Origin of the sequence: Bacillus halotolerans, assembly GCF_001517105.1 — a bacterium.
Taxonomy (GTDB): Bacteria; Bacillota; Bacilli; order Bacillales; family Bacillaceae; genus Bacillus; species Bacillus halotolerans.
Genome location: NZ_LPVF01000011.1, coordinates 180,449 through 205,852, shown reverse-complemented (window position 1 = coordinate 205,852; position 25,404 = coordinate 180,449). Strand labels below are relative to the sequence as shown.

Below are 25,404 nucleotides of genomic sequence, written 5' to 3'. Positions count from 1 at the left end.
CCGCTACTTGCGATCTTGGCAAATCAGGTCTAAAATTAACTGTTGGCAGCGTTAGTATGCCCCATTTATAAAGGAGTTAGATAGTCATGACACAAAACACGAAGCTGCGTCCGATTACACCTGAGTTCGATCCTTGGGAAGCCTATATGGATGTCGACCAGTATGGAGATATGCAGCTGACGAACGTTGAATTTACAACGACGACACTGTGCAATATGAGATGCGAGCATTGCGCTGTAGGCTATACATTGCAGCCCAAAGACCCGAATGCTCTGCCAATAGATCTTCTGTTAAAACGGCTGGAGGAAATTCCCCGCCTCAGATCCATCAGTATTACAGGCGGAGAGCCGATGCTTTCATTAAAATCTGTAAAGGAATATGTCGTGCCGTTATTGAAATACGCCCACGAGCGCGGGGTGAGGACCCAAATCAATTCAAACCTGACTCTCGATATCGAGCGATACGAATGGATTATTCCGTATCTTGATGTGTTACATATTTCTCATAACTGGGGAACGGTTGAAGAGTTTGCGGAAATCGGTTTTGCTATGATGGACAGAAAACCGACCTTCGAACAGCGCGCGCGCTATTTTGATAAAATGATCGAAAACAGCCGCAAGCTAGTGGATGCCGGAGTGATGGTATCAGCGGAAACGATGCTGAACAAACGCACACTTCCGCACATTGAGCATATTCACCGCCAAATCACAGAAGATATGAAATGTCAGCGTCATGAAATCCATCCGATGTATCCGAGTGATTTTGCGAGCGCTCTTGAATCTCTCAGCCTGAAGGACATGAGACAGGCGATTCACCGTTTGCTGGATATTCGTGATGAAAAGACATGGATGCTGTTCGGCACACTGCCGTTTTACGCATGCAGTCCTGACGAAGAGGATCAAGAGCTGCTTCGCCGGCTTCGCACGGCGAAAAACGTGACAGTGAGAAATGACCCTGATGGCCGGTCACGCCTGAATGTCAATATTTTTGACGGGAATATTATTGTGACCGACTTTGGCGATACACCGCCACTCGGCAATATACAGACGGACAGCCTGCCTTCCGCCTATCAAAAGTGGAGAGAAACAAAGCTGGCCAAAGAACTGAACTGCCACTGCCCGAATGTCCGGTGCCTCGGACCAAACGTTCTCGTCAAAAACAGCTACTACCAGGATACAGATTTTTCAAAACGTCAAGCCAGGAGTTAGATGCGGATGGAAGAAACACTTACGGAGATTTTTCAGAATAAAATCGTTGATATTCTCCTCGTCGCCGTCATTTTGTGGATCGGTGTTTTTATCATTAACCGATTGGTGCAGTTATTTTTTAAACGGACGGACTTTATTGAAGAAAGAAAAGAGAAAACCATTGAAAGCCTTGTCCGTTCTATCACCCAATATACGGCGACGATCGGTTTTATCTTTTATGTTATTTCTTTATTTGTGCATGATTTCGGCAAGATTTTAGCCGGGGCGGGCGTAGCCGGTATCGTCATCGGTTTTGGCGCCCAATCACTGATTAAGGATGTGCTGGCGGGTGTGTTTTTAATTTATGAACGCCAGCTTCATAAAGGCGATTATGTGACGGTAAATAATTTATTTAACGGCACCGTCGAAGAAATCGGCCTGCGCTCGCTGCAAATCCGTGAATGGAGCGGAAAGCTTCTCACCATCAGCAACGGCGAGGTCAGACAAATAGAAAATTATAATATTGATTTTATGCGGATTACCGAATCCTTTCTCATCAGCTTTAAAGAAGATCCAGATCGTGTATACAGTGTGCTGGAGGAAGCGTGCGACATGCTGAATGAAGAGCTTCGCGATTCACTGAAGCGGGATGAATTCGGAAACCCGACAGAGCCTTTTCAAATACACGGCATCACCGCTTTGAATAAAATCAACCGCGGGGTTGAATTTACCGTAAAGGGCATGGTGCGGGATGAAGATTATTTCAGTGCCAGCCTTGCCGCCAGACGGGTTCTCGTTCGCCAGCTGTACCAAAACAATGTGCAAATGCTTGAGGAAGCTATAAGAATCGAAAGAACCCAATAAAAAAACTGATTCCATAATGGAATCAGTTTTTTGTTTATCTTGGCTGTGAGGAAAGCTGGAAGCTAAACGTGACATGGTCTTGAACCGGAATCCACGCGCCGATTCCCTGTGACGTGACATTTTTCACTACAAGTTTTCGTTTATTGCCCTTGAGCACTAAATAGACTTCTCCGTAAGTCACTTTCCCTTTTTCATTCACAGCCGGAGCATATGCGTTTAAATAACCGAGTTTTTTCGGAGCGACTTTATAAATTTGATCTCGTTTTGTTCCCGCTCCGATGACCGTTTCAAATGCTAGCGGAAGATTTGTTTTTTTCATCGCCTTCAGCATCATCATGCTTTTGACATCTTCCGTGTTTGGAACTTTTGCTGTCAGGCCGCCCGTTACTCTATATTGCTGCTCTTGGTCATAATGCATTTCAGCCGTTTGTTTTCCGCCGCGGTTATCCGCGCGGTTTGTATTGATTTTTTTATACTCCCAGTTGGCGACTGTTTCATTCGATTCATATCCAAGCGCCCATTTCCCGAGAAATATTGTGGCTCGGTAGCCGACCGCAAGCGGTGTGCCAGAGACCGTAGACTCGTTCAGCATTTTGATGAGGTGCGGATTTTCGATCTGTACCTCTGATGAACTCAGCAGTTCCTTAGCCAGCTTGCTCGGCTGAAGCATCGGCTGATCCTGTGAAGCATTCGGATACGTGTTTTCCTTCGAAATGCTTGCTACAGAATTCGGCACCTTAAACTGCTTCTTCGCGTGGATGGGCTGAACGCCGAAAAAACTAAAGAATAACAACACAATAAGTGTGGAATGAAATAGCTTTTTCATCATATCACTCTTTCTATCGCATTTTCCCTTAGTCTTTTCATCCCGCTTTGTTGTTATCCATCATTTTTTCAGGTTAAAGAAGGAAAAAGCCGATCGCCATAATGACATAAGCCGCTAGCAGCGTGGCACCTTCAAACCAGTTGGAATCACCATCATTCGAAATGGCAATCATCAAGAGAACGGAAGATACCATCGCGACAAGCTCCGGCAGTGTAAACACAAGCGGCATGCTTACCGGGAAAAAGATAGAGCAGATCACGAGAACCGGCGCAACAAACATGGCAATCTGCAAAGTGGAGCCGACAGCGATCTCCACCGCAATATCCATTTTATTTTTATAGGCCATAATGATGGCAGACGCGTGTTCCGCCGCATTACCGACAATCGCAACGATGATGACCCCGATAAACAGCTCGCTCCAGCCGAACTGTTCAGCAACCGAGTGGAATGTGTGCACCAGATTTTCGGAAATGTACGCCACGACAATTGTTGCCGCAAACAAAACAATCGTGGCAACCTTCCCTGACCATTCCGGCTGCTCCTCTTCCTCAGGCTGGACAGCATTGTTCGGCTGATATACACCGCGGTGCGTGACAAGCTTAAAGTACAGAGCCGCCACATATAACAGAATCAAAATGATGCTGATACCGATGCTTAAATTAAGCTTGCTTGTATCCCCCATTCCAACCGAAAATACCTCAGGAATTACGAAAGCCACAATAATGGCGAAAATCAAAAGCCCGGAATTATGGCGTGCATCATGGATATTAAACTCCTGCCGCTTGTATTTTAAACCGCCGACAAAAAACGATAACCCCGCAACCAGCAGGAGATTTCCCAGCACTGAACCTGTTAAAGAGGCAAGCACGATTCCTGTAAGGCCTTCCTTTAATGCAAATAGCGAAATAATCAGCTCAACCGCATTCCCGAAGGTGGCGTTCAACAGACCGCCGATCCGCGGCCCGGCAATAATGGACAGCGATTCTGTCGCTCTTCCCATATAGCTTGCCAGAGCAATAATTGTTACACAATAGACTGCAAAGAGAATGGCAGAAGGCCAATGCATCAAACTGCCGATAACAGAAAGCGGAACACCAGCCGCCACTAATATAAAAAAGATACGATTCATAGTGAATTGACTCCTTTAGTATGACTTGTTTTATTTTTATTCTTCACAAAAATCATCATGATTACACGAGGTCAAATGTTTGCGCGCGATATAGGCTTTTTTCAGGTTGCCGCCTTTTGGAAATCGGTGTACGATCAACATAGATCTCACAAAGGAGAACAGACACGATGTCACGAATGCATTTTTCTATTCTGGTTTTGCTCGTTTCCATATCCGGGTTTTCACAGGGCATGCTGCTCCCCGTCATCTCGATTATCTTTGAAACAAATGGTGAATCAGCGGCGATGAACGGCCTGCATGCGACCGGGCTGTACATCGGAGTGCTATTGGCTTCTCCGTTTATGGAGGCTCCGCTTAGAAAACTGGGCTTCAAACCGCTGATCGTCATTGGCGGAAGCATCGTCATTTTAAGCTTGTTCGGGTTCATTTGGCTTCAGTCGGTTTGGGTGTGGTTCCTGCTTCGTCTTTTCATTGGGATCGGCGACCATATGCTTCACTTTTCTACGCAAACGTGGGTGACCTCCATGTCGTCAAAGCAAAACCGCGGGAGAAATCTTTCCATTTACGGACTCTCCTTTGGTCTTGGTTTTGCTGCGGGCCCGTTTATGGTCCCGTTTGTTAAGCTGAGTCCGGCACTGCCTTTTATCGTGTCAGGCTGCATCAGTTTGCTTGCGTGGCTCTTTGTTTTCTTGCTACAAAATGCATACCCGGAAACCAGCCCTCACGAAACCAAATCAGACAATAGTTTCAGACGCTTTTACCAGGCTATGCTGTTTGCATGGGTTGCGTTTATGCCTACGTTCGGGTACGGATTTCTGGAGACTGCATTAAACGGCAGCTTTCCTGTGTATGCGCTGCGTCTGGGTTTATCTGTGGACGCCGTCGCTTTGATTCTTCCTGCATTTGCGATCGGAAGCATTATTTTTCAATTCCCGCTCGGCATTCTCAGCGATAAATACGGAAGACGGAATGTGCTGCTTGTGATTTTGCTGACGGGGGCCTTTTGCTTTCTCATCGCAGGCGTGTTCCCTTTTCCTTACGTGATCGGCTGCTGCTTCTTTATTGCGGGCATGGCAGTCGGGTCAACCTTTACACTCGGCATCAGCTTTATGACAGACCTTCTTCCGTCCCACCTGCTTCCGGCGGGGAATTTGCTATGCGGCATTTCATTCAGTCTCGGCAGCATTTTCGGGCCGATTGCAGGCGGCTGGTATATGCAAACCTTCGAAAGTGCTAACTTGTTTTATTTGATTACCCTCATTCTAGCCGCTGTCTGGCTCGCTATCGCTTTAGGCAAACCGAAAAGCTGGCCAGCGGCTGAGACCTATTCTTCCTCTTCATAAGAAAAAGCCTCCTGACACAAAGTCAGGAGGCTTTTGTTCTAATGATAGCCGTTTTGTCCGTTGGCACTTCCGCTTGTTTTATGACTCGATTTGCTCTTTGAGTTCTGTTTGTTATGGCTTCCGCCTTTTTTCGTATGCTTTGTCATCACGTTTTGCCCCCCGGATCATTTTTGAACTGAAGTTCCTTTATAGGGTGCGCTAATTGTAGGGATTTTCATCAGGAAGCTTTTTACGTTTATGTAAAAGCGCGTTGATTTCTCCCCCTAAAATAATTAAAATCCCGCTTAAGTAAAACCAGATCATCAGGACGATGATCCCCCCAATGCTTCCGTATGTGGCGCTATAGTTCGCAAATGTACTGACGTAAAACGAAAACAGGGTGCTGACGACAATCCAGCCGATGGCCGCAAACAGCGCACCCGGCATTACAAAGCGAAGCGACAGCTTTTTGTTAGGCGCGATGACGTACAAAGCGGAAAAAACAATCAGCAGCACAAGCGGGCTGACTCCCCAGCGGATCGCCGTCCAGATGGATAAAAACAGGTCCGAAGCGCCGACAAAGTCCGCAGCAAGCATTCCGATCTGCCGGCCGAATACCGGCAGAAGCAAGGCAACTAAAATGGTAAACACCATGGCGATCGTCAGAAAAATTGAGGTTAGACGTACAATGATAAAAGAGCGGTTTTCCTCCACTTCATACGCGTGGTTTAACGATCTGACGATGGCATTCATTCCATTAGACGCAGACCATAACGCCGCGATGATCCCGAATGACAGCAATCCGCCGTTTCGGTCATTTAATGTTTGGTGGGTAATGGATTCAACGAGGGACATCGCACTTCCGGGAGCGTATTGTTTTATAACCCCCAGCACGTCATCTGTAGAAATCGGAAGATACGCGGTGAGCGTCAGCATAAAAATCAAAAACGGGAACAGCGATAACAGAAAAAAATACGCCAGCTCCGCAGATTTGCTTTGCCCCTCATGAAGGGTGTATCTGCCGAACAGCTCTTTCAGAAAGTTCATGTCGTCTCACCTCGAATGTTTAATCATTTATCTTTTGTAAAATGTTCCTTTGTTTCCTGTACCAGCTCCATCACTTTCGGCGTTGTTTTCTTCAGCTCTTTGACTTGCTGATTAACGAAGCCGACTTCATCTGACAGCGTCTGGGCCAGCTGTTTGGCTTCATCAATTTTTGTAATGACATTGTTTTTCAATAGTTCAGGATTGTTTTTGTACAGAGACATTTTATGCTTGCACGTCATCCATCTCATGCCGCAGGCCTGTCTCGTCGGCTTATGGAGCAAGGATAGCGCCGCGCCTGCCGCAGCTCCGAGAATGACACCTTTCAGCAACCAGCGTTCATTGTTCATGATGAACTCTCCTTTCCCTCACAATTGTTTTTCTTCTTGAATGGATGCAAGCAGATGCTCACAGCCTGATCTGATCAATTGATAGACCACGTCAAAGTTCCCAGTGTAGTAAGGGTCGGGAACGTCCGCAAGATCTGAATCATCAACGTAGTCAAGCAGCCTCTTGATCTGTGCGGCTTTTTTTAAACCCGCCATGCTTCTCAGGCTTCCGATATTTTCTGCATCCATCGCAATGATGTAATCAAAATCGGTTAAATCCTGTTCGCGCACCTGGCGCGCCAGCATGCCTTCAAAGCTGATCCCTTCTCTGTGCAATATCTCCTGCGTTCCTTCATGCGGAGGATTGCCGACGTGCCAGCCGCCGATGCCGGCTGAGTCTGTTCTGATTTTCCCCTCTAATCCTTTTTTCGCTGCCAAGTCCCGAAATATCGCTTCCGCCATCGGAGACCGGCAAATGTTTCCCAAGCAAACAAATAACACGCTGATCATGTTGTGCAACCTCCCTATTCTTTGCCCATATTTCTCTAAAAAGAAACCTTTACCGCTATCTTAGTAGGATGTTCAATCACTTTTCAACTGATGTCACCACTTTTTTGAAATAAATGGCCGAAATGAGAATAGGGTTTTTTTCTGATGGAATTCTGTTAGAATAAAACATACCAAATGACGCGAAAGAAAGGATGGAATCATTTGTCCAGCCAAAATACAGAAACATTAACTCAAATGATTGAAGAGATTTCACAAAAACTGAACATGCTGAATGTCGGGGTTATCAAAGCGGAAGACTTCAGCGACGAAAAAATAGAGGACCTCACCTACCTTCATAAAATGGTGATGAAAAAAGCAGCATTCAGCCCGAGCGAAATGCAGGCGATCGCTCAAGAACTTGCATCACTTCGAAAATAATGGGGCTTGCCGGCATCCGGCAAGTCTTTTTTATTATTGATGAAGATGATTCTTTTTGCTTTCGTTTATTAGGGAGCCGGAAAGACGCGGCAGCAAGGCGCCGGGCTTCCTGAGGCCGGCGAATACAGCAAATGGCCGAATAAGATTTTGAAGGAGTACTAGAATGAAAACGAAATACGTCAAAACAGCAACCGGAATGTACATCAACTACTTCTTGCTCGGAATGGTCAATATCATTCTCGCATCCAACATGTCCTCCTTAACGAAGCAGTGGAATACCGACCCGACAGGCATCAGTTATGTGATTGCGGCTATCGGATTCGGCAAGCTGCTGACATACGGAATATCTGGCGTTTTATCAGATAAAATAGGCAGAAAACCGCTCATTGTGGCTTCCGCCGGATTGATGGCTGTCTTTTTAATCGGTATTCCATTATCACCGAGTTATGAACTTGCGTTTGTGTTTGCTTTATTAGCCGGAGTCGCAAATTCGGCCATGGACGCAGGAACATATCCGGCTTTAACGGAGCTCTTCCCAACTGCTCCCAGCTCGGCGAATGTCTTGGTAAAAGCTTTTATGTCTCTCGGGGCCGCTCTTTTGCCGCTCCTGATTACAGTTTTGGCAGACCATAGCCTATTCTACGGATATGCATTTTATTTGCCGGCAGCTGTCTATGTGCTGAACATCCTCTGCTTATCAGCGGTTTCGCTGCCAAAAAAACAGAAACAGCCCATCAGCACCGGGCAACAGGGATCTCCTGCTTTCTTATCTGAACCCGACATGAAGAAAGAAGGCGCCGCGCTGATTATCATTGGTTTTACATCAACGGCTTTATTCACAGTATCTCAAATCTGGCTTCCAAGCTTCGCCCAAAAGGCTGCAGGGTTAGCTGAATCAGCTTCCGTACAATTGCTGAGCTACTATAGTATAGGCGCTTTGGTATCTGTTTTATTATTAGCCCTTCTGCTGAACAGATGGGTAAAACCGGTGATGATTACGCTGCTGTATCCGATTATTACATTATGTACGCTTGCCGTTATGCTGACAGTTCACGTCCCAGTTGTACTGGACATCACAGCCTTTTTCTTAGGATTTTCAACCGCGGGTGTGTTTCAAATTACCATTACATTAATGACAGAGCTTTTCTGGAACCGCAAAGGCACCGTCACCGGAATTGTTGCGACAGCTTCAAGTATTGCCTCGATTCTGCTGCCGATCGCCACCGGGCTCATCGCAAAAGCGGGAGGCATAGCCCATATCTTTATGTTCGACTTCGGCATTGCCGTCATCGGAACAGCCTCTGCTGCTTTTTTGTATTACAGATACAATAAACTGACCGCACGTTCCAAGCTATCATGAAAAAACGGACGTCCCCGCAGGGCGTCCGTTTTTGTTATTTTTCAAGCAGTGCCAAAGATTCGCGGTTAAATGCAGGAATGTCATCCGGCGTGCGGCTGGTGACCAATTGATTTTGGCAAACCACGACTTCCTGATCAACGACATCTGCCCCCGCGTATTCCATATCTACACGAATGGACGTATAACCTGTCGCTTTTCTGCCTTCCAGCGCTTTAGCAGTAATCAGCAGCTGCGGGCCGTGACAAATCGCAAATACCGGCTTTTTGTCCGTCATAAACGCTTTTGTAAACTGGACGAAACGCTCATCGGCACGAAGCTGGTCGGGTGAAAACCCCCCCGGAATTAAAAGCGCGTCAAAGTCGGAAGGGTTTACGTCATCAATGGACGCATCGACTGTGACTTGCGCATTTCCCTGCTTGCCTTTTACGGTTTTCCCTTTTTCATTTTCGATAACGGTCAGCTCATGCCCCGCTTCTTTAAATGCTTTTGCTGGTTCAGTATACTCGCTGTCTTCGAAATAATCTGTCAGCACAACTGCGATTTTTTTACCCATGATTGATAACCTCCCCTAATATGTCTACATAAAACACTCTACCCCAGCCACAATATAATAAACATTTTGCAGAGCCGACAAACGATAAGCATAATGACCCAATTCACAACACCCAAAGATGATACATAATACTTATTTTTCTCCCTTTTACAATAATCATAAAGAAACATCTACAAATGCTTACAAAATATTCTTACAATAGAACCAGTAACACAAATTTCGTTGAAAGGTGGAGAACTGGTGAGAATACAGAAAAGACGAAAAGACGTCAGTAACATTCTCCGTATTCTGCTGCCCCCAATTATGATACTTAGCTTAATCCTCCCAACACCGCCCGTTCATGCAGAAGAAAACACGGCTCCTCAAGTGAATCTCAGTATTTTGGCTACAACTGATATTCATGCCAACATGATGGATTACGATTACTACAGCGACAAAGAAACGACAGAATTCGGGCTTGCCAGAACGGCACAGCTGATCCAAAAGCACCGCCAGGAGAACCCAAACACCTTGCTCGTGGATAACGGTGACTTGATTCAAGGAAATCCGCTGGGCGAATACGCAGTGAAATACGAAAAAGACAACATTATCTCCGGCGCGAAACCCCACCCAATTATCAGCGTCATGAACGCGCTGAAGTATGACGCAGGAACACTTGGCAATCATGAATTCAATTACGGGCTCGACTTTCTCGACGGCACAATCAAAGGAGCCGATTTCCCGATTGTAAACGCCAATGTGAAAACAAATGGCGGCGAACACCGTTATACGCCGTATGTTATTAACGAGAAAACAGTCACAGATGAAAACGGAAACGAACAGAAGATCAAAGTAGGGTACATAGGTTTTGTCCCGCCGCAAATCATGACCTGGGACAAAAAGAATCTCGAAGGACAGGTGCAGGTGCAGGATATCGTCGAATCTGCCAATGAAACGATTCCGAAAATGAAGGCAGAAGGCGCGGATGTCATTATTGCCCTTGCCCACACTGGTATTGAAAAGCAGGCGCAATCGTCAGGTGCAGAAAACGCCGTTTTTGACCTGGCCACGAAAACAAAGGGCATTGATGCGATTGTCTCGGGCCATCAGCACGGACTCTTCCCTTCCGCAGAATATGCGGGTGCCGCTCAGTTCGATGTTGAAAAAGGAACCATTAACGGCATTCCGGTCGTCATGCCAAGCAGCTGGGGCAAATACTTAGGCGTCATTGACCTCAAGCTTGAAAAAACAGACGGCTCGTGGAAGGTCGAAGATTCCAAGGGCAGCATCGAATCAATTTCCGGCAGCGTCACATCCAGAAACGAAGCCGTCACAAAAGCCATTCAGCAAACACATCAAAACACGCTGGAATATGTCAGAAAGCCTGTCGGAAAAACAGAAGCCGACATTAACAGCTTCTTTGCCCAAGTCAAGGACGACCCTTCTATTCAAATTGTGACAGATGCGCAAAAATGGTACGCGGAAAATGAAATGAAGGATACCGAGTATAAGGATCTTCCAATTTTGTCTGCAGGCGCGCCGTTTAAAGCCGGCGGCAGAAACGGTGCCAATTACTATACAAACATTCCGGCCGGGGATCTTGCGATTAAAAACGTCGGAGACTTGTATCTGTACGATAATACCCTCCAGATCGTGAAGCTGACCGGCAGCGAGGTGAAGGACTGGCTCGACATGTCAGCTGGACAATTTAATCATATCGATCCGTCAAAAGGCGGCGACCAGGCCTTGCTGAATGAGAATTTCCGTTCCTACAACTTTGACGTGATTGACGGCGTCACCTATCAGGTCGATGTCACAAAACCGGCCAAATACAACGAAAACGGAAAAGTGATCAACGCGGATTCAAGCCGGATCATCAACCTTTCCTATGAAGGCAAACCGATCAGCCCGAGCCAGGAATTTCTCGTAGTCACGAATAATTACCGCGCCTCCGGCGGCGGCGGTTTTCCTCATCTGACGAGTGATAAGATTGTCCACGGCTCCGCAGTTGAAAACAGACAGGTACTGATGGATTACATTATTGAACAGAAAACATTAAACCCAAAGGCCGATAACAACTGGTCGATTGCACCGGTTTCCGGCACAAATTTGACGTTTGAATCTTCGCTTTTAGCCAAGCCTTTTGCGGACAAAGCCGATGATGTCGCTTATGTGAGACATTCTTCAAATGAAGGCTATGGCGTGTACAAGCTTCAATTTGACGACGATTCAGATACCGATCCTCCTGAAGGCGAATTATGGGATCTTACCGTCATGCATACAAATGATACGCACGCTCACCTTGATGACGCAGCCAGACGAATGACGAAAATCAACGAAGTAAGAAACGAAACAGACCACAACATCCTGCTTGACGCGGGAGATGTGTTTTCCGGCGACCTGTATTTCACGAAATGGAACGGTTTAGCCGACCTGAAACTGATGAACATGATGGGTTATGACGCCATGACCTTCGGAAACCACGAATTTGATAAAGGTCCGTCCGTTCTTTCTGATTTTCTCAGCGGGAACAGCACAACTGTCGATCCGGCGAATCGCTATCACTTTGAAGCGCCTGATTTCCCAATCGTCAGCGCGAACGTGGATGTATCAAATGAACCTAAGCTAAAATCATATGTCAAAAAGCCGCAGACCTTTACTGCGGGAGAAAAGAAAGAGCCGGGCATCCATCCGTACATTCTGTTAGACGTTGACGGTGAGAAAGTGGCCGTGTTCGGACTGACAACAGAAGACACAGCCACAACATCAAGCCCGGGCAAAAGCATTGTATTTAACGACGCATTTAAAACTGCGCAGAACACCGTGAAAACGATTCAGGAAGAAGAAAAAGTAAACAAAATTATCGCGCTCACCCACATTGGGCATAACCGCGATCTTGAGCTAGCCAAAAAAGTGAAAGGCATTGACTTGATCATCGGCGGACACACCCACACTCTCGTGGACAAAATGGAAGTCGTGGAAAACGACGAACCGACGATCGTGGCACAGGCAAAAGAATACGGCCAATTCTTGGGGCGCGTTGATGTCGCGTTTGATGAAAACGGGGTGGTGCAAACAGACAAATCAAATCTGAGCGTGCTGCCAATTGATGAACATACGGAAGAAAACGCGGAAGCAAAAAAAGAGCTCGATCAGTTCAAAAGTGAATTAGAAGACGTGAAAAATGAAGAAGTCGGCTATACGGATGTGGCGCTTGACGGCCAGCGTGAGCATGTGCGCACGAAGGAAACGAACCTCGGAAACTTCATCGCGGACGGTATGCTGGCAAAAGCGAAAGAAGCAGCCGGCGCCAGAATAGCGATAACAAATGGCGGCGGCATCAGAGCCGGCATTGACAAAGGGGATATCACACTCGGCGAGGTGCTCAACGTGATGCCGTTCGGCAATACGCTTTACGTGGCCGATTTGACCGGAAAACAAATTAAAGAAGCCCTTGAACAAGGCCTAAGCAATGTAGAAAATGGCGGCGGCGCTTTCCCTCAGGTGGCCGGAATCGAATATACCTTTACATTAAACAACGAACCTGGACACCGTGTATTAGAAGTGAAAATTGAATCGCCTAACGGAGACAAAGTTGCTATAAATACGGATGATACCTACCGCGTGGCAACAAATCATTTTGTCGGTGCCGGAGGAGACGGATATTCTGTCTTTACAGAAGCCTCCCATGGTGAAGACCTTGGCTACGTTGATTATGAGATTTTCACCAAACAGCTGAAAAAACTAGGAAACAAGGTCTCTCCTAAAGTTGAAGGACGGATCAAAGAAGTATTCCTGCCGACAAAGCAGAAGGACGGCAGCTGGACACTCGACGAAGACAAATTTGCGATTTATGCCAAAAACGCCAACAAGCCGTTTGTCTATTATGAAACGTCTGAAGGATCACAAGAGAAACCAATCAATCTAAAAATGAAAAAAGACCAGGTCAAGCTATTGAAGGATAGAGAATTAGATCCTTCCCTGACGGTGTTCAACTACTGGTACAGCATGAAGCTTCCAATGGCGAATATCAAAACCGCGAACACTGAAATCGGAATCAAATCTAAGGGAGAATTAAACGTCTCCCTATCAAATGTATATGACTTTACAGTGAAGCAAAAAGGAAAAGAAATAAAATCATTCAAGGAGCCCGTTCAGCTTTCGCTTCGCATGTTTGATATTGAAGAAGCCCATAACCCTGCCATTTATCATGTCGACAGGAAAAAGAAAGCTTTCACAAAGACAGATAACGGATCAGTTGACGATGATATGGTGACAGGATACACAAACCACTTCAGCGAATACACGATCTTAAATTCCGGTGCTCACGATAAACCGCCGGCGTTCCCGTCCGATCAGCCGACAGGCGGCGGTGATGATGGCAAGAATGGCGGGGGGCCCGACAATCCAGGCGGAAAGCAGCCGAATGACGGCAAAGGCAGCGATCAAACACCTCCCGGCACTGAACCAACAAACGGTTCGGGCGGATCAGGAACAGACGGTCCGGCTGGCGGCCTCCTTCCGGACACAGCCACATCCATATACTCGATCCTGCTGGCCGGATTTCTGATCAGCGCACTCGGAACAGCATTGTACTTGCATCAGAGAAGAAAACAGAACAGAGCGAATCAGGCATAAAAAAAGCTGCTCGTTATCGAGCAGCTTTCGTTTTTATACCCATTTCACAACATCTTCAACTGCAGATCTTGTTTTCGGACGAGGGTCTCTCACTCGGTAGCCGAATGCCACCATCACAGATATATCAAAGCTTCCGTTTTCCAGAAGGCCTTCTTCTTCAAGGATGCGATGAATTTCATCATATTGGAAGCCTTCCACAGGGCAGGAATCAACGCCGATTTGCGCAGCGGCTGTCATCATGTTGCCAAGCGCGATATAGGTTTGTTTTGATGCCCAGTCAAACAGGGTTCTGTCGCTTTCAAGCAAATGCAAATCGTGCTTCTGGAACTCCTCTGTTTTGCTGAGATAACCTTCATACACGTCTTGCGGCATTTGTTTTACTTCTTTTAAATGACGTTTGATGTAGTCCGCATTATATTTGATATCCTTCGCTGTACGCGCCAGAATTAGGACGAAATGGCTTGCTGTCGGAAGCTGCTTTTGCGCGCCCCATGTGTATTCGCGAAGCTTTTCGCGGAATTCGGGATTTTGGACAACAACGAATTTCCAAGGCTCAAGGCCGAGTGAACTTGGAGACAGTCTTCCTGTTTCTAAAATAAATTCAAAATCGCTGTCTGATACTTTTTTATTCGGGTCAAATTCCTTTGTCGCATGTCTGAAATTGTATGCGTCCAGAATTTGTTTCTTTACATCTGCCATGTTAAGCACCTCTCCTTTTGGTTACTCTCACTTCTATTGTAGCCATTCTCACAAAAAGTAAAAGTACGCACATTTTTGTATGATAGTATCAATTTTGATACCAAGAGAAAAAAGCGCTCTGCCGCAGGCAGGCGCTCTTTATTTTCCCCGTCGCGCAAAATCGACAAACCTGAATTTGTCCAGACGGTGTCTGCTTTCCGTATATTGAAAGAGACTTGTATCCTCTAAAAAGACATAGTTTCTCACAACCACCATATGGTCATAGCCTCGTAAATCAAGCAATTCCCTGTCCTCATCCGTACACGGCTCGGCCACAATTTCTTTCTGCGCATAACTGATCGAAAGACCAAGCTCTCCTTCAATATATTCATAAATGGAGTTTTCGCAAATTTCTTTCGTCAGGTGAGGCACATGCTTTCTGAAAAAGTAGTCCTTGTCCAAAATGACATGCTCCCCGTCAATCTTTCTTGACCTGATCACTTCCCATATGTCATCATCCGGCTGTGCCCGAAGCTGTTTTTGGATCAGATCTGACGGGGGCACCAGCCCGAATTTGTGAACGGCTGTTTTCGTTTCTTTTCCCAAAGTTTGCGCCAGTTCCTTGAAGCTGACAAGCCCAGAGACCGGAAACTGCATTTTTTCACGGTTGAGAATCACGGAGCCTTTCCCCCTGATTTTCTGGATATATCCATTTTGAGCCAGCATGTGAAGCGCCTTTCGAACCGTTTCTCTTGATGTGCCGTACTGTGCGGTCAATTCATGTTCAGACGGAAGAATCTCCTCCGCCTTCCATCGGCCGTCTTCAATTTGCTGTGCGATGTCTTTATAGATTGTGATAAATTTATTCACCTTCATTTATGACCACCCAGCTTAGTTTAGCACGGTTTTGTTAAATGATAAACAATGGACTCATACGGGCGGAGCGTCATATTCTTCAGTTCTTCTCTCTCTTCATCGTTTGTCAGAAGCACCTCTGCCTTCCACTCACCGGGCTTCAGCGTGTCCGGCAGTGTAAAGGCTGCCTCCGTCCCGTAAAAATTATTGATGATGAGCAGCTTCTCATTTTCGCCATGTCTCATATACGCAAAAACGTTCGGATCATCCTTTGCGATCAATTCATACGTTCCCTCTGTGACAATGTCATAGGTTTTTCGGATCTGGATCAGCTTCCGGTAGTGATAAAAGACCGAGTGTTTGTCCTTCAGTGCCGCCTCAGCATTGATCTCCCGGTAATTTCCGGCGGCCGGTATCCATGGCGTGCCTGTTGTAAATCCGGCATTCGGCGTATCATCCCACTGGACGGGTGTTCTGGAATTGTCACGGGATTTTTCCTGTAAAATGGCTAAAATCTCTTTCTCCGCCATGCCTTTTTTCTTGAAGGCGTGATACATGTTCAGCGACTCGACATCCCGATAGGAGCTGATGCCGGTAAACTTCGGATTGGTCATGCCGAGCTCTTCACCCTGATAAATATAAGGCGTGCCCTGCATCATATGAATGGCAGTCGCAAGCATTTTTGCTGATTTCACCCGATATGGACCGTCATTTCCATATCTCGATACAATGCGCGGCTGATCGTGATTGCACCAGAACAAAGCGTTCCAGCCCCCTCCCGCCTGCATCTCCGTCTGCCATACAGATAAGATCTCCTTCAGCTTCAGAAAATCGAACGGAGCCAAGGCCCATTTTTCTCCGTTTGGATAATCGACCTTGAGATGATGGAAGTTAAACGTCATATCAAGCTCTTCATTGCCGGGATTTGTATATCGGATGCAATGGTCAATCGATGTAGAAGACATCTCACCGACCGTCATGCTGTCATAATGTGAAAACACCTTTTCGTTCATTTCATGCAGAAATTCATGCACCCGCGGCCCGTCAGTGTAAAAGGTACGGCCATCATCGCCGTTTTCCGCATTCGGAAAGCGCTGGTCTTTTGAAATCAGATTAATGACATCAAGCCTGAAGCCATCAATTCCTTTTTCAAACCAAAAATGCATCATCTCATAGACATGCTTTCTGACCTCTTCATTTTCCCAATTCAAATCAGCCTGTGTGACATCAAACAGGTGCAGATAATATTGGCCTGAGGCTTCGTCAAGCTTCCATGCCGAGCCGCCGAATTTCGATTCCCAGTTTGTCGGGGCTGTCCCGTCTTCGTTCGGGTTTTTCCATATATAAAAATCACGGTATGGGCTGTCTTTTGAAGAAATCGCCTCTCTAAACCATTTGTGCTCAGTTGACGTATGATTGACTACAAGATCCATGACGACTTTTAAGCCTCTTTTGTGCGCTTCAGCTAATAAGCGTTCAAAATCTTCCATTGTGCCATACTCTTGATAAATCGTGTAGTAATCCCGAATATCATACCCATTATCATGCTGCGGCGAGTCGTAAATCGGCGTTAGCCAAAGAACATCCACCTGAAGCGTTTTTAAGTAATCAAGCTTTTCAATCACTCCATTCAAATCGCCAATGCCGTTTCCCGTCGTATCTTTAAAGCTTTTCGGATAAATTTGATAAACCACGGCTTTTTTCCACCATGGTGTTTGTTCTGTTTTCATCTGTCTCCACCACCGTCTTTTTTAATGAAAATGGGAAAAAGGGACCGTCAAAAACACGTCCCGCTCCCCTTTGTTATTTACGTTTCAGTCGCGCATAAGCGTATGTTCCGGCAAACGGAACAATCAAGACAATCGCCATCCCGATTGCGAATGCGCCCCAGTACTGGCTCATAATCGAGAAAATGCCGGGCACGCCGCCAACACCGACGGAGCTTGCCAAAACGCCTTGAGATGAGATATACATCCCGGCAAGCCCTGAGCTGATCATCGCAATGATAAACGGAAATCTGTAGCGAAGGTTCACCCCGAATATGGCAGGCTCTGTAATGCCCAGATAAGCGGAAATGCCTGATGTTAAGGAAAGGCCTTTTTGTTTCTCATCCTTTACGATAAACATCATCGCCAGCGCCGCTGACCCTTGAGCGATATTTGACAGCGCCAGCATCGGCCATAAAAAAGTGCCTCCGAGCTTAGAACCGATCAGCTGCAGATCAACTGCCAAAAACGTATGATGCATTCCGGTAATCACCAGTGCCGAGTATAAGCCGCCGTACAGCAGCCCGCCCAGCGCGGCAAATGAGCCGAACACCGAGATAAGCCCCGAAGTTAACACATTCCCGATCGCAAATGTGACCGGTCCGATAATGATAAAGGATGCAAAACCTGTCACGAGCAGCGTAATCGGCGCGACGACTAAAAGCTGTATCCCCTCAGGTGTCCGTTTCGTCAAAAACAATTCAATCTTGGCGAGCAAATACGAAGCGAGCAAAATCGGGAGCACCTGCCCCTGGTAGCCGACCTTCTGCACCTCAAGGCCGAAAAGATTCCATACAGGGATCTCTCCGCTTTGTTCCGCAGCGCCATACCCCCACGCATTCAGTAAATCAGGATGCACGAGCATAACGCCGAGCACAATGCCGAGGAGCGGATTGCCGCCAAACCGTTTCACCGCCGACCAGCCGATCAGCGCTGGCAGGAACGTAAAGGCCGTGCCTGCGATTAAATTGATCATATTGGCGAGATCCGCCCACTGCGGGTACACTTGCACAATCGATTTTGTACTGAAGAAAATCCCCTGCGCCGTTAAGATATTGTTGATCCCCATTAAGAGACCCGCCGTGACAATCGCCGGCAAAATCGGAATAAAGATATCTGCAAGCGTTTTCACAGCACGCTGCAAAGGATTCATATTTTTTTCTGAGGCCTTCTTCACATCATCCTTTGTTGACTCGCCAATCCCCGTTTCCTTGACCAGTTCCGCATATACTTTGTTGACTGTTCCCTGGCCGATCACAACCTGAAACTGCCCGTTTGTCGAAAACGATCCCTTTACAACATCGATTTGATCCAGCACCCCTTGGTCAACCTTGCTTTCATCTATTAACGCGAAGCGTAAACGTGTTACACAATGAGTTGCCGCTGCAATATTTTCAGCACCGCCAACTGCTTCAACAATTTGCCGTGCTGATCTGTTCAGTTCCCCCATGCCAACCCCTCCGTTTGATAACTTGTATATACAACTTATGTTTATATTGTATTCCTGTATATACATGTAGTCAACAACTTTTTATAGCGCTTTCATACTATTCGTAAAGTCATAGAATATCTTAAACAGGCAGGGTTGCTCTAAAGAATAAACACGAGAAAGCCCTGCAGCTCCTGCGTAAGCTCGAAGACAAGAAGGAAAGGCCGATTTCTCCCCTCACAAGGAAAACTCTGACCTTTTTAACAGAAGGCTGCTCAGATTTGTGTTTACAAAGTTGGACTTCGGAAATGTGTATGCGGATCTATTGTATATATCGAAGGAATCGTAAAATCTGAATCTATTCAGGTTCACGTCCTCCGTCTTTTTTTGCGGCATCTGAGGGATGAAATAAGGAAAACGAGGAATCTCAGCCGATATGCTGTCTATTTCCAGCGTATTGGCTGAGACGAGTTTAGATCTATTATTTTGTAAACGGCAAAATGCCTGATTGTAAAAATAAAAGGCGGCCAAAGGAGAGTCATTGAAGAACCGATCACCGAGTCCATCAGAAGGCTTTACAGAAAGCCTCAGAGTCAATAGTGCTTTTGTGCGCTTTCGCGTCAATCACTTCAGCTTAAACGATCGCTTTTAAAATCGGCCCGAGAACCAAGACCGACATCGTCTTAGCCTATATCGGACGGAATGGCAGGTACGCAGGGCATTGACAAGATGAAAAAAGAATCAAAACAGATAGACTTAACAGAATCAAACCGCTCATTAACGTGGTGATGCGATCTTGCTGCCTTTGTTCACCTAATTGATTATCAAGAGTAAGACGAGGTTAAGTTCCAAAAACACTAAGAGTTTTCAGCTTCTTTTGTCTGGCAAACAGCACTCTGTTTCGTTTTTCTTCTATCTTTCAGGTAATACTGTTCAGATGTGAAAAATTCGGTATACAGCGCTTTTACCTTCTTGCTCAATAATAACAGCGCAATCACATTCGGAACGAGAATGAAAACTAACGCTAAGTCCAGAAAGCCCCAGATGGCTTTTGCTCCGCCGGCGGCACCTATGATAATAGCCGCTAAATAAACGAATTTAATAACATGTCCCGACAGCCGTCCGAATAGAAATTCAGCTTGTTTTACGCCGTAAAAGATGACAACCATAATGGTCGAGACAACAAAAAAGACGAGAGAAATCGAAACGAAGTACCCTCCGCCAGATCCGAAATAATGCTGAAATGCAGCCGTAGTCAGTGCTGCTGGGTCACTTGAGGCGTTCTTTCCTGTCCAGACACCGGATGCAAGGACGACAAATGCCGTGGTGGTGCAGATGATCAAGGTGTCAATGACAATGCCGATCACAGACCAGAAGCCTTGTCTTACGGGGTGGTCAGTCATTGCCGCCGCATGTGCAATCGGGGCGGTTCCCATCCCGGCTTCATTAGAATACAGGCCGCGGGCAAACCCCCAGCGGATGGTTTCAGCCAAGGCAGCGCCTGCAAATCCTCCTGCTGCCGAAGAAGAAGTAAACGCATTCGAAAATATCAGAGAGAAAAACGCCGGAACAGATGAAAGATTCATAAGAACAATCAGGAGACCGGCTCCCGCGTATGCCCCTGCCATGAGAGGCACGACAAACTCTGTTACTTTTCCGATCCGCTTAACCCCGCCAATTACAACTAAAGCAATCAAAAACGCGATGCCGATTCCGGCGTATATTTTATTGAAAGAAAACGTTTCGGCAAGAGAGACTGAAACTGAATTCCCCTGAACCATTATGCTTGGAATCAGCTCTACGATCAGTGCAACAGAAAAAAACACGCCGAGCCATTTCATGCGCAGCCCTTTTGTTATGTAATACATCGGTCCCCCGACAAATTCACCCTGCTCATTTTTTTCTCTGTAATGAACCGCAAGCACACTTTCTGAAAACTTAATTGCCATAGCAAATAAGGCAACCAGCCACATCCAAAAAACAGCCCCGGGACCGCCAAACATGATAGCCGCAGGCACTCCGACAATGTTCGCCGCCCCAATCGTCGAACTGAGGGCTGATGTCAATGCCTGAAGAGGCGTAACTGTCCCCTCTCCCTTCGGCTTTTTTCCTACGCTGCCGATCGTCTGCTTTAAAATGTATAATGGATAGCGAAATTGAAAAAACTTCAGCAAAATGGTGAAGTACAATCCCGTCCCCGTCAGTAAGATAATTAGCGGCGGCCCCCACAGCCAATCAGATATACGCTCTACCCATTCTAATAGTTGTTCCATCCCATCACCCTTTCCCGTTTATGGGTCAATTCCCCACAGATGGAAAAACATAAACCTTTTAGGGCAGACAGAACTAAGTCAAATTGAGGAATAAAGGAAGCTGTACGGCTAAAAAACATCGCCTGACAAGGAAAACTAAGTGGAAGAAGGTCTGTTTCGCCCCAGCCGCTCATATACTTGATTCTTATAAAACGATGACGCTGGTTTGGAAAACATGCCTTTTTTGTCGGCAAGCTTATCGAGCATCAGCTGCTTCTCTGATTTTTTTCTTACTAATTGCTCACGTTCCTTTTCGTCATAGCACTTGGAGATTAAATGGTTGAGGGTCATAAGCTCTTTTTTCAGTGCACCCTCATCCTCAGCCATCCCTGCATTTTTTAACATTCGGTATCCCATCCGCAGGGATTCCGGCAAGTGGGCCGCATCATCCTTTGGCAGCGGTTTTCCCATTCCCGGCAGGTTGTCAAATTCTCCGTCTTTGATGGCGCGTTTAATCTTATCTTCAGACACAATATGAGAATAATCCATCGTCCCACCTCTTTTCATTAATGAATATATTTTATCATACAGCTATCACAAACCATATTATTCCTTTATTTACAGTAATAAACCTACTTTTACATCTGGCAAATTCCTAAGAAAACGTTGATTCGACGGCGTTTTTCGCCACTTTTTCCATCGGACGATTTTCACTTTTCTAATCCGCTGATTCGTGTTATATTGGATACGTTCGTTTTTTCTATCGTTTCGCTCGAACTGTGATCGGAAAAAAGGAGTGTAACAATGAAAACATTTATAAAAGAAAGAGGACTGGCCTTCTTCTTAATTGCGGTCGTCCTGTTATGGGTAAAGACGTATGTCGGTTATGTCCTGAACTTCAATTTAGGAATAGACAACACGATCCAGAAAATATTGCTTTTTGTGAATCCGCTCAGCTCAAGCTTATTCTTTCTTGGATTTGGACTTTTGTTCAAGAAAAAATTACAGCAGACAGCCATCATAGTGATTCATTTTTTAATGTCTTTTTTACTGTACGCAAACATTGTGTATTACCGATTCTTCAATGATTTTATTACGATTCCGGTCATTATGCAGGCTAAAACAAACGGCGGCCAACTCGGTGACAGCGCATTTTCGCTGATGAGACCGACTGACGCCTTTTACTTTATCGATACGATCATTCTGATTATCTTAGCGATTAAAGTGAACAAGCCTGCCGATACGTCTAACAAAAAATCATTCCGAATCGTTCTTGCGTCTTCGATTCTCGTTTTCTTAATCAACCTGGCAGTTGCGGAGTCAGACCGTCCTGAATTGCTGACGAGATCATTTGACCGAAACTATCTTGTCAAATATTTAGGAACATACAATTTCACGATTTATGACGCTGTGCAGAATGTCAAATCCAACAGCCAGCGCGCACTTGCCGATTCAAGCGACGTAACGGAAGTTGAGAACTACATGAAAGCCAATTACGATGTGCCGAACAATGTGTATTTCGGCAAAGCGGAAGGAAAAAACGTCATTTACGTTTCACTTGAATCTTTACAGTCCTTTATCATCGACTATAAAATTGATGGCAAAGAAGTGACACCGTTCTTAAATAAACTGGCGCACGATAACGAAACGTTCTACTTTGATAACTTTTTCCACCAAACAGGACAAGGTAAAACATCGGATGCAGAATTTATGATGGAAAACTCTCTGTACCCGCTGGCTCAGGGTTCCGTTTTCGTGAACAAAGCGCAAAACACGCTTCAATCCGTTCCGGCGATTTTGAAGTCTAAAGATTACACATCTGCGACGTTCCACGGGAATACGCAGACGTTCTGGAACCGAAACGAAATGTACAAAGCGGAAGGCATCGATAAATTCTTCGACTCTGCTTACTATGACATGAACGAAGAAAACACGAAAAACTACGGCATGAAAGATAAACCGTTCTTTAAAGAATCAATGCCGCTGTTAGAAAGCTTGCCGCAGCCGTTCTATACGAAGTTCATTACCCTGTCTAACCACTTCCCATTCGGAATGGATGAGGGGGATACTGACTTCCCGGCTGGAGACTTTGGCGACTCTGTCGTCAACAACTACTTCCAGTCAGCCCATTACCTTGATCAGTCCATTGAACAATTTTTCAATGACCTGAAAAAAGACGGGTTATATGATAAATCGGTTATCGTGATGTACGGAGACCACTACGGCATCTCTGAAAACCACAATAACGCGATGGCCAAAGTGCTTGGCAAAGACGAAATTACCGATTATGACAACGCCCAGCTTCAGCGAGTGCCGCTCTTTATCCACGCTGCCGGCGTGAAGGGCGAAAAAATTCATAAATATGCCGGAGACGTCGATGTGGCTCCAACCCTTCTGCATTTGCTCGGGGTGGATACGAAAGACTACCTGATGTCCGGTTCTGATATTTTATCTAAAGAACACCGTGAAGTGATTCCGTTCCGTAACGGAGACTTTATATCACCGAAGTACACGAAAATATCCGGCAAGTACTATGACACAAAAACCGGTAAACAGCTTGATGAATCTGAGATCGACAAGTCAGAAGACTCACTCGTCAAGAAGGAACTCGAAATGTCCGATAAAATCATAAACGGAGACCTGCTGCGTTTCTACAGCCCGAAAGGTTTTACAAAGGTGAACCCTTCCGATTATGATTACACAAAACACGGCGAGGATTCAGAGACGTCAACAGAAGACGAAGATAAATAAGAAAAAAGCAGAGAGGCCAGCCTCTCTGCTTTTTTTATTTCACTGCAGCACGTAATTCCTCTGCCGCAAACTCTACATTCGGGCCAATAATGACTTGTACTGATTGCCCGCCCGATTTGACGACTCCTTTTGCGCCTGCTTTCTTTAATAACGCTTCATTTACTAAAGACGTATCTTTCACTGTCAGTCTCAGCCTTGTCGCACAGTGATCAATCGTCTGCAGGTTTTCTTTTCCGCCAAGCCCCTTCAGCATGATGTTTTCATTGACAGACTGTGCTGTGTTCTCGTCCAGCACTTCATCCAAATCATCATCCTCACGTCCCGGCGTTTTCAAATTCAACGTCTTAATTAAGACGTAAAACACGACAAAGTATACAGCCGCATAGCATATACCTACCAGAAGCAACAGCAGCGGCTTTTCTGCAATTCCGTAGCTCAAAAGATAATCGATCGCACCGGCTGAAAAAGAAAATCCAGAGCGTATGCCGAGCAAATTAACGATGAATAGCGACAGTCCGGTTAAGACTGCATGCACAGCGTATAACAGCGGAGATAAAAACATAAATGCAAACTCAATTGGCTCGGTTATCCCTGTGATAAACGCAGTCAACGCAAACCCGATCATCATTCCGGCCGTTGCTTTTCGTTTTGACGGCTTGGCAGTCACAATCATTGCCAGACATGCCGCCGGAAGACCGAACATCATAATCGGGAAGAACCCCGTCATGTATGTGCCCGCTGTCGGGTCTTTAGCGAAAAAGCGCGCCAAATCTCCTGTCACTCCATTATATTCGCCGAATTGGAACCAAAAAATATTATTCAGCACGTGGTGAAGACCGAGCGGAATTAACAACCTGTTGAATAAGCCGAATATGCCCGCGCCGATTCCGCCAAGCCCAAGCATCCACTCCCCAAACGCGTTAATTCCCGATTGAATCGGCGGCCATATCGACCCGAATATTCCTGCTAAAATGATTGTGAAAATAGCGGTGACAATCGGCACAAGCCGTCTGCCGCTGAAGAACCCGAGATATTCCGGCAGTTTTGTATCCTTGAAGCGGTTATAGGTGTAACCCGCAATTAAACCGGCAATAATTCCCCCAAATACCGCCATGTTGTTTGCTTCATTAATTGATTTTGTTGCCGCGTCGAGCATCAGATACGAAATCGCCCCTGATAAACCCGCGGCCCCATTGCTGTCCTTTGAAATGCCGATGGCAATCCCAATCGCAAATATAAGCGGCAGGTGATCAAAAACAGCAGTTCCCGCTTGATAAACAAACGGGATATCGAATAAATCCTCCCTGCCAAGTGCAAGGATAATCCCGACTGCAGGCAAAACCGCAATCGGGAGCATAAATGACTTTCCAAGCTTTTGTAAAAATGAAAGCATACCCATCCCCCTCTTACCCTTTTTTAAAAATATACCATACAAGATATCTAGTGATCTATACCAATTTTCCCGGCATATTTCTTTTTTCCCAGGTTCGTGTGTTTCCTATTCTAGAGCCAATT

20 protein-coding genes are annotated in these 25,404 nt (G+C 46.0%); 7 read left to right on the top strand and 13 right to left on the bottom strand.

Annotated elements, in window-relative coordinates:
• The first annotated feature begins 86 nt into the window (after nucleotides 1–86).
• Entirely contained in the window at nucleotides 87–1,208 is a 1,122-nt protein-coding gene (yfkAB, locus tag AU387_RS14730) for a radical SAM/CxCxxxxC motif protein YfkAB (RefSeq protein WP_059291645.1), read from the top strand.
• Nucleotides 1,209–2,051 (top strand): mechanosensitive ion channel protein MscC, encoded by an 843-nt coding sequence (gene mscC, locus AU387_RS14725; RefSeq protein WP_082687920.1) that lies wholly within the window; start codon nucleotides 1,209–1,211, stop codon nucleotides 2,049–2,051.
• Nucleotides 2,052–2,085: 34 nt separating this feature from the next.
• Here mscC and AU387_RS14720 read toward each other — a convergent pair whose 3' ends face one another.
• Nucleotides 2,086–2,880 (bottom strand): YfkD famly protein, encoded by a 795-nt coding sequence (locus AU387_RS14720; protein WP_082687919.1) that lies wholly within the window; start codon nucleotides 2,878–2,880, stop codon nucleotides 2,086–2,088.
• A gap of 70 nt (nucleotides 2,881–2,950) precedes the next feature.
• The gene (cax, locus tag AU387_RS14715; RefSeq protein ID WP_024120588.1) at nucleotides 2,951–4,006 is read right to left on the bottom strand and encodes a calcium/proton exchanger; all 1,056 of its coding nucleotides are present in this window, start codon (nucleotides 4,004–4,006) and stop codon (nucleotides 2,951–2,953) included.
• Nucleotides 4,007–4,173: 167 nt separating this feature from the next.
• Here cax and AU387_RS14710 point away from each other — a divergent pair, with 167 nt between their 5' ends.
• Entirely contained in the window at nucleotides 4,174–5,349 is a 1,176-nt protein-coding gene (locus tag AU387_RS14710; protein WP_044163643.1) for an MFS transporter, read from the top strand.
• Nucleotides 5,350–5,547: 198 nt separating this feature from the next.
• Here the strand turns inward: AU387_RS14710 and AU387_RS14705 are convergent, their stop codons facing one another.
• The 3 genes from AU387_RS14705 to AU387_RS14695 are packed head-to-tail and all read right to left on the bottom strand — an operon-like array spanning nucleotide 5,548 to nucleotide 7,211.
• The gene (locus tag AU387_RS14705; RefSeq protein WP_044163642.1) at nucleotides 5,548–6,375 is read right to left on the bottom strand and encodes a YihY family inner membrane protein; all 828 of its coding nucleotides are present in this window, start codon (nucleotides 6,373–6,375) and stop codon (nucleotides 5,548–5,550) included.
• 23 nt (nucleotides 6,376–6,398) lie between these two features.
• On the bottom strand, nucleotides 6,399–6,722 hold the full coding sequence (locus tag AU387_RS14700) for a hypothetical protein (RefSeq protein ID WP_024120585.1): 324 nt from the start codon (nucleotides 6,720–6,722) through the stop codon (nucleotides 6,399–6,401).
• An 18-nt stretch (nucleotides 6,723–6,740) separates the two neighbouring features.
• Nucleotides 6,741–7,211 (bottom strand): low molecular weight protein-tyrosine-phosphatase, encoded by a 471-nt coding sequence (locus AU387_RS14695; protein ID WP_059336026.1) that lies wholly within the window; start codon nucleotides 7,209–7,211, stop codon nucleotides 6,741–6,743.
• A gap of 201 nt (nucleotides 7,212–7,412) precedes the next feature.
• Between AU387_RS14695 and AU387_RS14690 the strand changes: the two genes are divergently transcribed.
• Entirely contained in the window at nucleotides 7,413–7,628 is a 216-nt protein-coding gene (locus AU387_RS14690) for a DUF1128 domain-containing protein (protein ID WP_044163637.1), read from the top strand.
• Nucleotides 7,629–7,791: 163 nt separating this feature from the next.
• Nucleotides 7,792–8,988 carry an MFS transporter gene (locus AU387_RS14685; protein WP_059336025.1) on the top strand — a complete coding sequence of 399 codons (1,197 nt, stop codon included), beginning with the start codon at nucleotides 7,792–7,794 and terminating at the stop codon, nucleotides 8,986–8,988.
• A 34-nt stretch (nucleotides 8,989–9,022) separates the two neighbouring features.
• Here AU387_RS14685 and AU387_RS14680 read toward each other — a convergent pair whose 3' ends face one another.
• Complete coding sequence (locus AU387_RS14680) at nucleotides 9,023–9,541, bottom strand: type 1 glutamine amidotransferase domain-containing protein (RefSeq protein WP_059336024.1); 519 nt, start codon at nucleotides 9,539–9,541, stop codon at nucleotides 9,023–9,025.
• A gap of 240 nt (nucleotides 9,542–9,781) precedes the next feature.
• On the opposite strand from AU387_RS14680, the gene AU387_RS14675 reads away from it, so the two are divergent.
• Nucleotides 9,782–14,158, top strand: a complete 4,377-nt coding sequence (locus tag AU387_RS14675; protein WP_082687918.1) for a multifunctional 2',3'-cyclic-nucleotide 2'-phosphodiesterase/3'-nucleotidase/5'-nucleotidase — start codon at nucleotides 9,782–9,784, stop codon at nucleotides 14,156–14,158.
• A gap of 33 nt (nucleotides 14,159–14,191) precedes the next feature.
• Here the strand turns inward: AU387_RS14675 and AU387_RS14670 are convergent, their stop codons facing one another.
• The 6 genes from AU387_RS14670 to AU387_RS14645 form a co-directional block, all read right to left on the bottom strand.
• On the bottom strand, nucleotides 14,192–14,857 hold the full coding sequence (locus AU387_RS14670) for an NAD(P)H-dependent oxidoreductase (protein WP_044163631.1): 666 nt from the start codon (nucleotides 14,855–14,857) through the stop codon (nucleotides 14,192–14,194).
• 138 nt (nucleotides 14,858–14,995) lie between these two features.
• Entirely contained in the window at nucleotides 14,996–15,712 is a 717-nt protein-coding gene (gene treR / locus AU387_RS14665) for a trehalose operon repressor (RefSeq protein ID WP_024120578.1), read from the bottom strand.
• Between the two features lie 20 nt (nucleotides 15,713–15,732).
• Entirely contained in the window at nucleotides 15,733–17,421 is a 1,689-nt protein-coding gene (treC, locus tag AU387_RS14660; RefSeq protein WP_059336023.1) for an alpha,alpha-phosphotrehalase, read from the bottom strand.
• Between the two features lie 73 nt (nucleotides 17,422–17,494).
• Nucleotides 17,495–18,907 (bottom strand): PTS system trehalose-specific EIIBC component, encoded by a 1,413-nt coding sequence (gene treP / locus AU387_RS14655; protein WP_059336022.1) that lies wholly within the window; start codon nucleotides 18,905–18,907, stop codon nucleotides 17,495–17,497.
• An 836-nt stretch (nucleotides 18,908–19,743) separates the two neighbouring features.
• On the bottom strand, nucleotides 19,744–21,159 hold the full coding sequence (locus AU387_RS14650) for an alanine/glycine:cation symporter family protein (RefSeq protein ID WP_059336021.1): 1,416 nt from the start codon (nucleotides 21,157–21,159) through the stop codon (nucleotides 19,744–19,746).
• A 135-nt stretch (nucleotides 21,160–21,294) separates the two neighbouring features.
• Complete coding sequence (locus AU387_RS14645; protein ID WP_059291655.1) at nucleotides 21,295–21,687, bottom strand: DnaJ family domain-containing protein; 393 nt, start codon at nucleotides 21,685–21,687, stop codon at nucleotides 21,295–21,297.
• Nucleotides 21,688–21,942: 255 nt separating this feature from the next.
• Here AU387_RS14645 and ltaS point away from each other — a divergent pair, with 255 nt between their 5' ends.
• On the top strand, nucleotides 21,943–23,889 hold the full coding sequence (ltaS, locus tag AU387_RS14640; RefSeq protein ID WP_059336020.1) for a lipoteichoic acid synthase: 1,947 nt from the start codon (nucleotides 21,943–21,945) through the stop codon (nucleotides 23,887–23,889).
• 34 nt (nucleotides 23,890–23,923) lie between these two features.
• Here ltaS and nagE read toward each other — a convergent pair whose 3' ends face one another.
• Entirely contained in the window at nucleotides 23,924–25,282 is a 1,359-nt protein-coding gene (nagE, locus tag AU387_RS14635; protein WP_024120573.1) for an N-acetylglucosamine-specific PTS transporter subunit IIBC, read from the bottom strand.
• Nucleotides 25,283–25,404: the final 122 nt, after the last annotated feature.

Bases quoted from the DNA above. Each gene is read 5' to 3' on its own strand.
- yfkAB (WP_059291645.1), top strand. From the start codon at position 87: ATGACACAAAACACGAAGCTGCGTCCGATTACACCTGAGTTCGATCCT.
- mscC (WP_082687920.1), top strand. From the start codon at position 1,209: ATGCGGATGGAAGAAACACTTACGGAGATTTTTCAGAATAAAATCGTT.
- AU387_RS14720 (WP_082687919.1), bottom strand. From the start codon at position 2,880: ATGATGAAAAAGCTATTTCATTCCACACTTATTGTGTTGTTATTCTTT.
- cax (WP_024120588.1), bottom strand. From the start codon at position 4,006: ATGAATCGTATCTTTTTTATATTAGTGGCGGCTGGTGTTCCGCTTTCT.
- AU387_RS14710 (WP_044163643.1), top strand. From the start codon at position 4,174: ATGTCACGAATGCATTTTTCTATTCTGGTTTTGCTCGTTTCCATATCC.
- AU387_RS14705 (WP_044163642.1), bottom strand. From the start codon at position 6,375: ATGAACTTTCTGAAAGAGCTGTTCGGCAGATACACCCTTCATGAGGGG.
- AU387_RS14700 (WP_024120585.1), bottom strand. From the start codon at position 6,722: ATGAACAATGAACGCTGGTTGCTGAAAGGTGTCATTCTCGGAGCTGCG.
- AU387_RS14695 (WP_059336026.1), bottom strand. From the start codon at position 7,211: ATGATCAGCGTGTTATTTGTTTGCTTGGGAAACATTTGCCGGTCTCCG.
- AU387_RS14685 (WP_059336025.1), top strand. From the start codon at position 7,792: ATGAAAACGAAATACGTCAAAACAGCAACCGGAATGTACATCAACTAC.
- AU387_RS14680 (WP_059336024.1), bottom strand. From the start codon at position 9,541: ATGGGTAAAAAAATCGCAGTTGTGCTGACAGATTATTTCGAAGACAGC.
- AU387_RS14670 (WP_044163631.1), bottom strand. From the start codon at position 14,857: ATGGCAGATGTAAAGAAACAAATTCTGGACGCATACAATTTCAGACAT.
- treR (WP_024120578.1), bottom strand. From the start codon at position 15,712: ATGAAGGTGAATAAATTTATCACAATCTATAAAGACATCGCACAGCAA.
- treC (WP_059336023.1), bottom strand. From the start codon at position 17,421: ATGAAAACAGAACAAACACCATGGTGGAAAAAAGCCGTGGTTTATCAA.
- treP (WP_059336022.1), bottom strand. From the start codon at position 18,907: ATGGGGGAACTGAACAGATCAGCACGGCAAATTGTTGAAGCAGTTGGC.
- AU387_RS14650 (WP_059336021.1), bottom strand. From the start codon at position 21,159: ATGGAACAACTATTAGAATGGGTAGAGCGTATATCTGATTGGCTGTGG.
- AU387_RS14645 (WP_059291655.1), bottom strand. From the start codon at position 21,687: ATGGATTATTCTCATATTGTGTCTGAAGATAAGATTAAACGCGCCATC.
- ltaS (WP_059336020.1), top strand. From the start codon at position 21,943: ATGAAAACATTTATAAAAGAAAGAGGACTGGCCTTCTTCTTAATTGCG.
- nagE (WP_024120573.1), bottom strand. From the start codon at position 25,282: ATGCTTTCATTTTTACAAAAGCTTGGAAAGTCATTTATGCTCCCGATT.